Source organism: Endozoicomonas atrinae (assembly GCF_001647025.1).
Classification (GTDB): Bacteria; Pseudomonadota; Gammaproteobacteria; order Pseudomonadales; family Endozoicomonadaceae; genus Endozoicomonas; species Endozoicomonas atrinae.
Map to the genome: position 1 here is coordinate 1 of NZ_LUKQ02000944.1, position 246 is coordinate 246.

Annotated in this window: 1 pseudogene; it reads left to right on the forward strand. The window is 45.9% G+C overall.

Annotated features, from left to right (window positions below):
• Window positions 1-120 precede the first annotated feature (120 nt).
• A pseudogene (locus tag AK963_RS33025) lies at window positions 121-246 on the forward strand (transposase); the annotation flags it as partial.

The following is a 246-nucleotide window of genomic DNA, read 5'->3' on the forward strand; positions in this document are numbered from 1 at the left end:
AAATATTGTAGATTGTTGCTGTGAAGCTTGGAATAACCTTTGCAGCGAAGCTGGTCGACTGTTCAGTCTGTGCTCCCGTGATTGGGCAGTTATACAGTAGTTAGAAAATTCAATTGGTATAACACCGTGTTCCCAATGGCTCAGGTTCAGCTGTGTATTGTGCATCAGGTACGTAACTCGCTGAAATACGTCTCCTACAAGGACCGTAAATGCGTCGCCAGCGACCTGAAACGGATTTACCGGTCA